Source organism: Achromobacter sp. JD417 (assembly GCF_041879325.1).
Taxonomy (GTDB): Bacteria; Pseudomonadota; Gammaproteobacteria; order Burkholderiales; family Burkholderiaceae_B; genus Achromobacter; species Achromobacter mucicolens.
Window position 1 is genome coordinate 6,213,108 of the sequence record NZ_CP087159.1, and the last position, 12,043, is coordinate 6,225,150.

The window sequence follows — 12,043 nt, forward strand, 5'->3', positions numbered from 1 at the left end:
GCGATGCAAACGAACGCGGTGCAGCGATCCGTGCCGGGCCCGGCCCCAGTGCTCGAGGTGCATGGCCTGAAGACGCATTTCTTCACGCGCAATGGCGTGGTCAAGGCCGTGGATGGCGTGGACCTGACGCTGGCCGAAGGAGAGATCCTCGGGCTGGTGGGCGAGTCCGGATCGGGCAAGAGCATCACGGGCTTTTCGTTGATGGGCCTGCTGGATGAGCCCGGGCGCATCGTCGACGGCGATCTTAGGCTGAACGGCGAGGACCTGCGCGCGGCCACGCCTGCGCGATGGCGTCAGTTGCGGGGACAGGAGATCGCGATGATCTTCCAGGATCCGATGATGACGCTCAATCCGGTGCTGCGGGTGGACACGCAGATGATCGAGGCGGTGCAGGCGCATGCCAAGGTCTCGCGCGAAGCGGCGCGAAAGCGCGCGCTGCAGACGCTGGCGATGGTGGGCATTCCCTCTCCGGAAGAGCGCCTGCGCACGTATCCGCATCAGCTGTCCGGCGGCATGCGCCAGCGGGTGGCGATCGCCATTGCGCTTCTGAATTCGCCGCGCCTCATCATTGCGGACGAGCCCACGACCGCGCTGGACGTCACGATACAAGGGCAGATTCTGTTCGAAGTGCAGAAGCTCTGCCGCGAAACGGGCACGGGCCTCATCTGGATCACGCATGACCTGGCCGTGGTGGCGGGCCTGGCCGACCGTGTGTCGGTGATGTATGCGGGCCGTGTCGTGGAAACGGGCAGCACCGAGGCGGTCATCAGCCATCCGATGCATCCGTATACGCATGGGTTGATCGCGTCGATTCCGACGCCGGCGTCGCGGGGCAAGCCGCTGTTGCCGATTCCCGGCATGACGCCGTCGCTCTTGAACCTGCCGCAGGGCTGTGCATTCCGGGGGCGCTGTCCGCGCGCGACGGACGCGTGTCTGGCCGAACCGCCGCCCGTCGAAGTCCGCCCGGCGCAATGGGTGCGCTGCTGGCATGCCGGAGCGCCGGACACGTTATGACCGAAGCTGCAATCAACCCCACGCCGATCCTCGCGCTGAACGAAGTCGAACTACGCTTCGTGCAACCCGTGGATCTGGCCGGCCGCATCGCCAACCTGCTGGGTGCGGGCCTGAAGACGCAGGTGGTGCACGCCGTGGCCGGCGTCGACCTGGCGGTCAAACCCGGCGAAGTGATCGGCATCGTTGGCGAATCGGGCTGTGGAAAATCCACATTGGGCCGCATCGTGTCTGGCATTCTGCCGCCCACTGCGGGCCAGGTGCACTATCAGGGCAGGCCCGTGCATGCCATGAAGGGCGCCGAGCGGCGCGCGTATGAGCTGGGCGTGCAGATGATCTTTCAGGATCCGTACGCGTCCCTGAATCCGCGCATGCGGGTGCGCGACATCATCGGCGAAGCGCCTGCGGCGCACGGCCTGATTGCCTCGCGCGACAAGCTGGAGTACGTGGCTGGGCTGATGCGTCAGGTTGGCCTGGATTCGAGCTTTGCACAGCGTTATCCCCATCAGTTCTCGGGCGGCCAGCGCCAGCGCATCGGCATTGCACGGGCGCTGGCGCTCAAGCCTTCGGTGATCGTCTGCGACGAGGCCGTGGCTGCGCTGGATGTGTCGATCCAGGCGCAGGTGCTGAACCTGTTCGAGCAACTGCGCGCGGACCTGGACCTGACGTATCTGTTCATCAGCCACAATCTCAGCGTCGTGAGCCACATTTCGGACCGCGTGGCGATCATGTATCTGGGACGCATCGTCGAACTGGCCGATACCGATACGGTCTTCGCGCGCGCCAACCATCCTTACACGCAGGCGCTGCTCAAGGAGCTGCCCACGCTGACGCCCGGGCGACGGGCGTATCAACCCATTCGCGGCGAACTGCCCTCGCCGCTGGATCCGCCTTCCGGTTGCGCGTTTCATCCCAGATGTCCTCATGCGATGCCGCGCTGCAAGGCGGAGCGCCCGCTCCTGCGGGAAGTCGCGCCGGGGCAGTTAAGCGCCTGCCATTTGAACGATGGCGCCTGACCTGCGCCGAAAAAGGGCTGGACGCGGGGCGCGGGGCGGCGCGAGAATTCCCGCACCAGCAAGCCTTTTGCGCATGCGTCATCCATCCACCCAGACAGCTTATCCACAGCCATGAAAACCATTGCCGAAATCGAACGCGTACACGGGGACCTGACTGCGCTGCGGCGCGATATCCATGCCCATCCCGAACTGGCGTTTCAGGAAACGCGCACTTCCAACCTGGTGGCCGAGCGTCTGCGCGGCTGGGGATTGGAAGTCCACACTGGGCTGGGGAAAACCGGGGTGGTGGGCATTCTGCGCGCCGGCAGCGGCGGCAAGACCATCGGCCTGCGCGCCGACATGGATGCGCTGCCGATGCCGGAGCACAACCGGTTTGCCCACAAGTCCACGATCAGCGGGCGCATGCATGGCTGCGGCCACGATGGGCACACGACGATGCTGCTGGGCGCCGCGCAGTATCTGTCGACGCATCGCAATTTTGACGGCACCGTGGTGTTCATCTTCCAGCCGGCCGAGGAAGGCGGCAACGCCGGCGCGCGCGCCATGATGCAGGACGGGCTGTTCGACAAGTTTCCCTGCGATGCGGTCTTCGGCATTCACAACATGCCCGGCATGCCGGTGAATCAGTTCGGGTTCCGGTCCGGCCCCACGATGGCGTCGAGCAACCGCTGGGACATCGTCATCAAGGGTGTCGGCGGCCACGCCGCGCAGCCGCATTCGTCGGTCGACCCCATCATCGTGGCCGCCGACATGGTTCATGCGCTGCAGACGGTCATTTCACGCAGCAAGAATCCGCTGGAGCAGGCGGTGCTGTCGATCACGCAGATCCACGCAGGCGATGCCTACAACGTGATTCCCGGCGAAGCCGTGCTGCGCGGCACGGTGCGCACGTATTCGGTGGACACGCTAGACAAGATCGAAGCCGACATGCGGCGCATCGCGACCACCTTGCCGCAGGTGTACGGCGGCACGGGCGAGCTGGATTTCGTGCGTGCGTATCCGCCGCTGGTGAACTGGGAGAACGAAACCGCCTTTGCGGCGAAGGTCGCGGAAGACGCCTTTGGCGCGGAGAACGTGCTGCGCGACATGCCGCCGTTCATGGGGGCGGAAGACTTTTCGTTCTTCCTGGAATCCGTGCCGGGCTCGTATTTGTTCCTGGGCAATGGCGACGGCGACCACCGCATGGAAACCTATCACGGCATGGGTCCGTGCCAGCTTCACAATCCTAACTACGACTTCAACGACGCGTTGCTGCCGGTGGGCGCGACGTACTGGGTGAAGCTGGTCGAAGCATTCTTGCCGGCCCGGTAACGACCGATCCGCTATTTGTTTATATGCGGTTGGCCATGAAGCCGCGGGGCGCCCCCGCGGCTTTTTGCTATATGACGTAAAGCTTTGATCAAACGCCGATAACTTCGTTTGAGATGGATGGCGGCGTTTTCATAATCGGTCGTTCCTGCCATGCCGATAAGGCGAACCGGAGCGACCGATGTCCCAGAGCAATGCCTTGCGGCGCGAAGCGCACGCCGCCTCCCAACCTGACACGCAAACGTTTGACGTGCGCCCCCTGCCCGGTCCGCTGGGCGCGGAGGTTATCGGCCTGGACCTGTCGCGTGAACTGGCGCCCGCCGATTTTGCCCGCGTACACAAGGCGCACCTGGACCATCACCTGCTGGTGTTTCGCGACCAGCGCATCACGCCGCAGCAGCACATCGATTTCAGCCGCCGCTTCGGCCGCCTGATGATCCACGTGCTGCACCAATTCCATCTGCCCGGTCATCCGGAGATCCTGACGGTCTCGAACATTGTGGAAGACGGTAAGCCGATCGGTCTGGGCGACGCTGGCAAATATTGGCATTCGGATATCTCGTACAAGGAACTGCCCAGCCTGGGTTCGCTGCTGCACGCGCAGGAACTGCCTGCCGAGGGCGGAGACACCTTGTTCGCGAACATGCATCTGGCCTACGACACGCTGCCGCAGGCGCTCAAGAACGCCATCGACGGCAAGCGCGGCGTGCATTCCTATCTGGCGCAATACGGCCAACTGCAGAAGGAAGGCAACTGGCGCCCAAATCTGAGTGCCGCGCAGATTGCGCAGGTGCAGGAGGTGGTGCATCCGGTGGTCCGCACGCACCCCGAGAACGGCCGGCGCGCGCTGTTTGTGAGCGAAGGCTTCACGACCCGGATCGAGGGCCTGCCGGACGACGAAAGCCGCGCGCTGCTGAACGAGTTGTTTATCCACAGCGTGCGGCCAGAGCATATCTATCGCCACCAGTGGCAGCCGCATGACCTGGTGTTCTGGGACAACCGGTCGCTGATCCACCTGGCCGGCGGCACGCCCGATCACCTGCGCCGCAAGCTCTACCGCACGACGATCGAAGGCGATGCGCCCTTCTGACATCGCGCTCATGACCTCACCCCACTTATCCACAAGGAACGCCATGCGTTTGACCTCCACGCTCCGGGATCGACTGGTCCAGACCGCCACGGGCGCCGGCCTGGCGCTGATGCTCGCCGTGCTGGCGCTGGCTTCGCCCACGCCCGCCCAGGCCGAAGGACGCATCCGGATTGCCGAGCAATACGGCATCGTCTATCTGTTGCTGAACGTCGCACGGGACCAGCAGCTGATCGAAAAGCACGGCAAGGCCGAAGGTGTGGATATCTCGGTCGAATGGGCCAAGCTGTCCGGCGGCGCGGCCGTGAACGATGCGCTGCTGTCCGGGGCTGTGGATATCGCGGGGGCGGGTGTGGGACCGCTGCTGACGATCTGGGATCGCACGCACGGCAAGCAGAACGTGAAGGGCGTGGCGTCGCTGGGCAACTTCCCGTACTACCTGGTGACCAACAATCCGAACGTGAAGACGATTGCCGACTTCACGGACAAGGATCGCATCGCCGTGCCCGCGGTGGGGGTGTCGGTGCAATCGCGTGTGCTGCAACTGGCATCGGCCAAGCTGTGGGGCGATGCGCAGTACAACAAGCTGGACAAGATCTCGGTGGCGCTGCCGCACCCTGACGCGGCGGCGGCCATCATCGCCGGCGGCACGGAAATCACGGGCCATTTCGGCAACCCGCCCTTCCAGGAGCAGGAACTGGCCGAAAACCCGAAGGCGCGCATCGTGCTCAATTCGTACGACGTGCTGGGCGGGCCCAGTTCGTCCACCGTGCTCTTTGCCACCGAGAAATTCCGCCGCGAGAATCCCAAGACCTACAAGGCCTTCCAGGAAGCATTGAAAGAGGCGGCCAGTTTTGCGGCGGCCCATCCGGAACAGGCGGCGGACATCTATCTGCGGGTCACGGGCGCCAAGCAGGATCGCGACTTCCTTATCAAGGTCATCAAGAATCCCGACGTGCAGTTCAAGCTGGCGCCGCAGAACACCTACGCGCTGGCGCAGTTCATGCACAAGGTCGGCGCGATCAAGCATGCGCCGGCAAGCTGGCGCGACTACTTCTTCGACGATCCCGTCACGGCGCAGGGAAGCTGACATGGCAGTGAGCCGCGCCACCCCTGTGGATAACGTTGAACGGCCGGCGCCTTTGCTGGCTGTGGATAAGGTGTCTATCGAATATAAGACGCGTGAACGGCGGGTGCGGGCGACCCATCAGGTTAGCTTCGACGTGCATGGCGCCGAACGATTCATCCTCTTGGGGCCGTCCGGCTGCGGGAAATCAACGCTGCTCAAGGCGGTTGCCGGATTCATCGAACCGACCGAGGGACGGATCGCGATCGACGGCAAGACGGTCCAAGGGCCGGACCCGGACCGCATCGTGGTGTTCCAGGAATTCGACCAGCTGCCGCCGTGGAAGACGTTGCGCCAGAACGTGGCGTTTCCGCTGGTGGCGTCGCGAAAGCTCAATCGGCGCGAGGCCGACGAACGGGCGATGCATTACCTGGACAAGGTCGGGCTGGCGGCGTTTGCGGATGCTTATCCGCATACGCTTTCCGGCGGCATGAAGCAGCGCGTGGCCATTGCGCGTGCGCTGGCCATGCAGCCGCGCGTGCTGCTGATGGATGAGCCGTTTGCCGCGCTGGATGCGCTGACGCGGCGGCGCATGCAGGAAGAACTGATGGCGCTGTGGGACGACGTGCGATTCACGCTGCTGTTTGTCACCCATTCCATCGAAGAGGCGCTGGTGCTGGGCAGCCGCATTCTGTTGCTCTCCCCGCATCCGGGCCGCGTGCGCGCCGAACTGAACGCGCATGCCTTTGACCTGCACAGCCAGGGATCGGCCGCTTTTCAATCGGCGTCGCGCCGCATTCACGACCTGTTGTTCGATACCCCGCCGCTGGCTCAGGCCGAGCGTGCGGCTGCATGAAAGGAGCGCGCATGAGCATCGGCCATGCCGGATCGGGGTTCATCCGCCCCGAGGTGGAATACGACCTGCCGCCCCTGCCCCCGCAGGCCGCCGAGACGCCGCTGCCCTGGCACGAACGGCTGTGGCAGCATGCCGCCCTGCGCAAGGGCGTGATCCTTGCCCTGTTGGCGGTGGTGTGGGAACTGGCGGCGCGCTATACCGACAACGACCTGCTGTTGCCCGGCGCCTGGCAGACTGCCCAGGCCTTTGTCGAGGGCGTGACCAGCGGTGAGCTGTTGGCGCGCGCCGGTCAGTCGATGCGCGTGCTGGTGCAGGGCTACCTGGCGGGGGTCGTGCTGGCCTTTGTGTTGACGACGCTGGCGGTGTCCACGCGGTTCGGACGCGATCTGCTGTCCACGCTGACCGCGATGTTCAATCCCCTGCCGGCGATCGCCCTGCTGCCGCTGGCGTTGCTGTGGTTTGGGTTGGGCGAAGGCAGCCTGGTGTTCGTGCTGATCCACTCGGTGCTGTGGGCGCTGGCGCTGAACATGTATGCGGGCTTTCTGGGGGTGTCTGACACCCTGCGGATGGCGGGCCGCAATTACGGGCTGACCGGGTTGCGCTATGTGCTGCAGATTCTGGTGCCGGCCGCCCTGCCCGCCATTCTGGCCGGACTGAAGATCGGCTGGGCGTTTGCCTGGCGCACGCTGATCGCGGCCGAACTGGTGTTTGGCGCATCCAGCGGCAAGGGTGGATTGGGCTGGTACATCTTTCAGAACCGCAACGAGTTATACACAGACCGGGTGTTCGCAGGCCTGGCCGCGGTGGTCATCATTGGGCTGCTTGTGGAAAACCTGGCGTTCGATACGCTGGAACGGCTGACGGTTCGGCGTTGGGGGATGCAGCGGTGATTGTTGCAGTGATCGAGCGATCAGAATGAAAAAGGGGGCGGCCATGATGCCGCCCCTTTTTTTCATGGTTGGCGCGTAACGTTTACAGCTTCAGCCCCAGCGCCTTGGCCACGCCTTCGGCATAGGCCGGGTCGGCCTTTTTGAAGTGATCCAGCTGGCGGCGCTGGATGACTTCGGGCACGCCCGCCATGTGGCGGCCGATGTTGCCAAAGAGCTGCTCCTGCTGCGCCGGCGTCATCAGGCGGAACAACGCGCCCGGCTGCGAGTAGTAGTCGTCGTCGACGCGATGGTTCCAGCGGGCCGCGGCCTGGCCGTCCAGCGCCAGCGGCGGTTCGGCGGCAGACGGGGTTTCCTTCCACTCGCCCGCGCTGTTGGGCTCGTAGTTGATGGTGGCCCCGGCGTTGCCGTCCACGCGGCCCGCGCCGTCGCGATGGAAGCTGTGGAACGGGCACTTGGGCGCGTTCACCGGGATCTGGTGATGGTTGATGCCCAGGCGATAGCGGTGCGTGTCGCCATACGAGAACAGGCGGCCCTGCAGCATCTTGTCCGGCGAGAAGCCGATGCCCGGCACCACGTTGGCCGGCGTGAACGCGGCCTGCTCGACCTCGGCGAAGTAGTTTTCGGGGTTGCGGTTCAGTTCCAGCACACCGACTTCGATCAGCGGATAGTCGCCATGCGGCCAGACCTTGGTCAGGTCGAAGGGGTTGATGTGATACGTCGCCGCTTCGGCCTCGGGCATGATCTGCACCTTCAGCGTCCACTTCGGGAAGTTGCCCTCTTCGATGTTCTGGAACAGGTCGCGCTGCGAGCTTTCGCGGTCATGGGCGACGACCTGCGCGGCTTCTTCGTCCGTCAGACAGGCGATGCCCTGCTGCGACTTGAAGTGGAACTTCACGTAGAAGCGCTCGTTGTTGGCGTTGATGAAGCTGAACGTGTGCGAGCCGAATCCGTGCTGTTGGCGCAGGTTGGCGGGGATGCCGCGATCGCTCATCAGCGTGGTGACCTGATGCAGCGATTCGGGGTTGAGCGACCAGAAGTCCCAGGCGGCCGTGGCGTTGCGCAGGTTGGTCTTCGGATCGCGCTTCTGGGTGTGGATAAAGTCGGGGAACTTCAGGGGGTCGCGGATGAAGAAGACCGGCGTGTTGTTGCCCACCAGGTCCCAGTTGCCTTCCTCGGTGTAGAACTTGATCGCAAATCCGCGCACGTCGCGTTCGGCGTCGGCGGCGCCGCGTTCGCCGGCGACCGTCGAAAAGCGCAGAAACAGCGGGGTCTGCTTGCCGACCTGGGAAAAGATCTTGGCGCGGGTGTAGCGGCTGATGTCGTGGGTGACGGTAAAGGTGCCGTAGGCGCCGGAGCCCTTGGCATGGACGACGCGCTCGGGGATGCGTTCGCGGTCGAAGTGGGCAAGTTTTTCAATGAGCCAGAAATCTTCCAGCAGGGCTGGACCGCGGGGGCCGGCGGTCAAGGTGTTGTTGTTGTCCGGCACTGGGGCGCCCGAGGCGGTGGTCAAAGGCTTCTTGTCGGTCATGGCACACTCCCTAAGTCATTCCTGGATGTCGCGGATCCGCCTTGCGGGCCGCGCGCGTTGCAGCAAAAACTCCGGCGCACAGGACGCCGGAGGGCAAATTCAGAGCCATCATAGGTGCCATGGTTGGCTATGTGAAGTTGATTGATCCTGCTTTGCCGATAAGTAATACCTATGTATAGGCCTCATGGGCATGGAAAGTGCTGAATGTGCCTTCCGCGTTTCAATCGCAACGGGCGAAAAAAAACCGGCCTCGAAAGGCCGGTTTCTTGTTTCTGAAGGGCGATCAGCGATTGGCCGCCACTTCCGATTTCTTCTGGATGGCGCGGGTGATGGACCACTGCTGCGCGATCGACAAGATGTTGTTGACGCACCAATACAGCACCAGGCCGGCCGGGAAGAAGAACATCATCCCGCCGAACACCAGCGGCATGATCATCATGACCTTGGCCTGGATGGGATCCGGCGGCGTCGGGTTCAGTTTGATCTGCAGGAACATGGTCGCCATCATGATGGCGGGCAGAATGAAGAACGGATCGCGGACGGACAGGTCGTGCACCCACAGGATCCACGGCGCGCCACGCATTTCCACGCTGGCCAGCAGCACCCAGTACAGCGAGATGAACACCGGAATCTGAACCACCATCGGCAAGCAGCCGCCCAGCGGGTTGATCTTCTCGGTGCGGTACATCTCCATCATGGCCGCATTGAGCTTCTGCTTGTCGTCGCCGTACTTTTCCTTCAGGGCCTGCAGGCGCGGAGCCACCTGCTTCATGCGGGCCATCGAGCGGTAGCTGGCGGCGGCCAGGGGGTAGAACACGGCCTTGATCAGCACGGTCAGCGCGACGATCGTCCAGCCCCAGTTGCCCAGGATGGAATGCAGCCAGGTCATCAGCGTGAAGAGCGGCTTGGCGATGATGGTCAGCCAGCCGTAGTCGACGACCAGTTCCAGGCCCGGGGCCAGCGCGGCCATGGCCTTCTGGTCTTGCGGACCGACCCACAGGTGCGAGTCGACACGTGCGGCAGCGCCCGGGGCGATCTCGCCGACGGCTTCGATGCTGCGGCCGGCGTACAGGTTCGGCTGGACTTCGAGCAGTTCGTTCGTGCGCGGCTTGCCTTGCGGGGGCACCCAGGCCGTGGCGAAGTAGTGCTGGACCACGGCGATCCAGCCGTTGTCCGCCTGCTTGATGTAGCTGGCCTTCTTCTTCTGGATGTCGCTGAACGTGCTCTTCTGGAACTTGTCCTGTTCCGAGTAGACGGCAAAGCCCGTGAACGTGTGATAGAAGCTGGACGTGTCGGCCGGATCGTTGCCGTCGCGCTCGATCTGCAGATACAGGGACGGGGCCACGGGGGCGGCGCCGACGTTGGCCAGGTCATGGCGCACGTCGATGTCGTAGCGGCCGCGATGCAGGGTGAACGTCTTGGTGACCTTCACGCCGCCGGATTCGCCTTCGAACGTGACGACCAGGTTGTCGCCGGTCAGTTCGCGTTCTTGCGATACCAGGCGGAACGGCGTCTGGTGCGTGGGGAAGCTCTGCCCGCTGGGTGCGCCGACCACGCCGGTCTGCACCACGTAGTTCAGGCCCGCCGAGCGGTCCAGAAGCACGGTGGGCTTGTCGGGCTGGCCGGTGGCCGGATACTTCAGCAGCTCGGCGCGCACCAGCTGGGCGCCCATCGTGTCGAAGGTCAGGCGCAGCACGTCGGTGGTGATGACGACTTCTTCGGAACGCGTGGGGACGGGAGTAGCGGCGCCAGGCACCGTGGAGGCCGGTGCGGCGGTCGCGGTCGGCGCGCTGGGCACGGACGGCGTCGCATTGTTGGCGGCAGCCGGAGATTCGGTCGTGCTGGCCGCGGGCGGGGCCCCGAACAGCGACGGCTTGCCGTTATGGATTTGCCAGTTGTTCCAAAGGAGCAACAGCGAAAAGGAAAAAATCATCCAGAGGACGGTTCGTCGGATATCCATGGTGCCTACTGAAGTGAATACGGGCCAGCAAAGCCCGCCAGTTTAGCGTCAATCGTGCTCGATGCGGTGGCTGTGGGAGCAGCACCGGGCGTCGTTGGTTCCCTTGGCCGGCGGAACCGGATCCAGTCCGCCGGGTGACCAGGGATGGCACCGGCCTATGCGCCGGACCGCCATCCAGAAGCCGCGCCATGCACCGTGGCGCTCGATCGCTTCGATCGCGTACGCCGAGCAGGTCGGAGTAAAACGGCACTGCCTGCCAATCCAGGGACTCAGGAAAAACCTGTAGAACCGGATCGGGGCAATGAGTAGAGCCTTGATCATCGCGCGATGCGCTCAAAGTGAGCGTCCACTTCGGCTCTGGCGGCGCGTTTCAGCGCCGTGAGCGTGGCGGGAGCGACCTTGCTGTGCAGGCGCACGACGTAATCTTTCGCCGGCAGCGCCAGGCGCCGATGGCGGAACGCTTCGCGGATGACCCGCTTCAAGGCGTTGCGCGTGGTGGCGTGGGCGGCAAACCGCTTGGCGATGACGAGCCCCAGGCGAGCACAGGCGTCCTGGCCGGGAGGCAGATCATTGGGAGCCGCGCTCACAATGAAGAATGCCCCTCGGGCAAGACGCCGGCCTTTGAGGGCGGCGGCAAACTCGGAGGGGCGATGCAGCCGCGCCTCCGGAGGAAGCGTGGAGCGCGGCATGGACTGCGGGTCAGGCGGTTGCGCGGAACCGGGACAGGATTGCGAGAGGTCTTGCAATATGGTCGGTCCGTGCGAAAGTCAGATTCCGGAAAACCGGAAAACTGGACTTAGACGGCCAGACGCTTGCGGCCCTTGGCGCGACGGGCGCTCAGGATCGCGCGGCCAGCGCGGGTTTTCATGCGCACGCGAAAGCCATGGGTGCGCTTGCGGCGGGTAACGGAAGGTTGGTAGGTGCGTTTCATGGACGATCCACAAAAAGAACAAAGTCAGAAGGGACCTGCCCGGAGGGTTCCACGTCGCGCTAAGCAGAAGCGGGTATCTAGGAGCATTTTTGCAACGGGTTTCGCAACCGGTGCGAAAAACGACTCTAAGACGGGGCTCTGTACCGAGAATTTCATCTCGGGCGACCTATTCAGCAAAGCTAAAAACCGGACAAATTGCTCTTGTAGGAGCGTGTCCGGCCAGCTTTCTGCGAAACCTTCTGACAGACAGAATTCGGAAAAGCCCACCATTTCAGCAAGTTTTCCCTGTCTTGTCAAACAGTTAAGGGGGCGCCATGTAGACGCTTATGGCCCTCCCTGTGGATAACCCCAGCCCAGGCAAGGTAGAATCGAGGTTTGAATAAGAGCGAC

Annotated in this window: 12 protein-coding genes; 7 read left to right on the forward strand and 5 right to left on the reverse strand. The window is 63.8% G+C overall.

The window, feature by feature from the left end; translation table 11 throughout:
* Positions 1-3 precede the first annotated feature (3 nt).
* The 7 genes from LN047_RS28610 to LN047_RS28640 all read left to right on the forward strand — a co-directional run bounded on the left by LN047_RS28610 (position 4) and on the right by LN047_RS28640 (position 7,234).
* Positions 4-1,014, forward strand: a complete 1,011-nt coding sequence (locus LN047_RS28610; protein WP_373980851.1) for an ABC transporter ATP-binding protein — start codon at positions 4-6, stop codon at positions 1,012-1,014.
* Positions 1,011-2,027 carry an ABC transporter ATP-binding protein gene (locus tag LN047_RS28615; RefSeq protein WP_373980852.1) on the forward strand — a complete coding sequence of 339 codons (1,017 nt, stop codon included), beginning with the start codon at positions 1,011-1,013 and terminating at the stop codon, positions 2,025-2,027. Before LN047_RS28610 ends, LN047_RS28615 begins: the two co-directional genes overlap by 4 nt.
* Before the next feature lie 111 nt (positions 2,028-2,138).
* The gene (locus tag LN047_RS28620; RefSeq protein ID WP_253854245.1) at positions 2,139-3,338 is read left to right on the forward strand and encodes a M20 aminoacylase family protein; all 1,200 of its coding nucleotides are present in this window, start codon (positions 2,139-2,141) and stop codon (positions 3,336-3,338) included.
* Between the two features lie 178 nt (positions 3,339-3,516).
* Positions 3,517-4,425: a TauD/TfdA family dioxygenase gene (locus tag LN047_RS28625; RefSeq protein ID WP_056327636.1), complete on the forward strand. Its 909-nt coding sequence runs from the start codon at positions 3,517-3,519 to the stop codon at positions 4,423-4,425.
* A gap of 43 nt (positions 4,426-4,468) precedes the next feature.
* Positions 4,469-5,512, forward strand: a complete 1,044-nt coding sequence (locus tag LN047_RS28630; RefSeq protein WP_226847628.1) for an ABC transporter substrate-binding protein — start codon at positions 4,469-4,471, stop codon at positions 5,510-5,512.
* A 1-nt stretch (position 5,513) separates the two neighbouring features.
* Complete coding sequence (locus LN047_RS28635; protein ID WP_373980853.1) at positions 5,514-6,344, forward strand: ABC transporter ATP-binding protein; 831 nt, start codon at positions 5,514-5,516, stop codon at positions 6,342-6,344.
* An 11-nt stretch (positions 6,345-6,355) separates the two neighbouring features.
* On the forward strand, positions 6,356-7,234 hold the full coding sequence (locus LN047_RS28640) for an ABC transporter permease (protein WP_373980854.1): 879 nt from the start codon (positions 6,356-6,358) through the stop codon (positions 7,232-7,234).
* A gap of 82 nt (positions 7,235-7,316) precedes the next feature.
* Here the strand turns inward: LN047_RS28640 and LN047_RS28645 are convergent, their stop codons facing one another.
* From LN047_RS28645 to rpmH, 5 genes are all read right to left on the reverse strand, one after another.
* Complete coding sequence (locus LN047_RS28645) at positions 7,317-8,762, reverse strand: catalase (RefSeq protein WP_056327640.1); 1,446 nt, start codon at positions 8,760-8,762, stop codon at positions 7,317-7,319.
* Positions 8,763-9,045: 283 nt separating this feature from the next.
* Positions 9,046-10,722 (reverse strand): membrane protein insertase YidC, encoded by a 1,677-nt coding sequence (gene yidC, locus LN047_RS28650; RefSeq protein WP_062839302.1) that lies wholly within the window; start codon positions 10,720-10,722, stop codon positions 9,046-9,048.
* Between the two features lie 48 nt (positions 10,723-10,770).
* Complete coding sequence (gene yidD, locus LN047_RS28655; RefSeq protein WP_056327642.1) at positions 10,771-11,043, reverse strand: membrane protein insertion efficiency factor YidD; 273 nt, start codon at positions 11,041-11,043, stop codon at positions 10,771-10,773.
* On the reverse strand, positions 11,040-11,411 hold the full coding sequence (locus LN047_RS28660) for a ribonuclease P protein component (RefSeq protein ID WP_056327643.1): 372 nt from the start codon (positions 11,409-11,411) through the stop codon (positions 11,040-11,042). The genes yidD and LN047_RS28660 overlap by 4 nt, the downstream gene beginning before the upstream one ends.
* Before the next feature lie 107 nt (positions 11,412-11,518).
* Positions 11,519-11,653: a 50S ribosomal protein L34 gene (gene rpmH, locus LN047_RS28665; RefSeq protein WP_006228069.1), complete on the reverse strand. Its 135-nt coding sequence runs from the start codon at positions 11,651-11,653 to the stop codon at positions 11,519-11,521.
* Positions 11,654-12,043 lie beyond the last annotated feature (390 nt).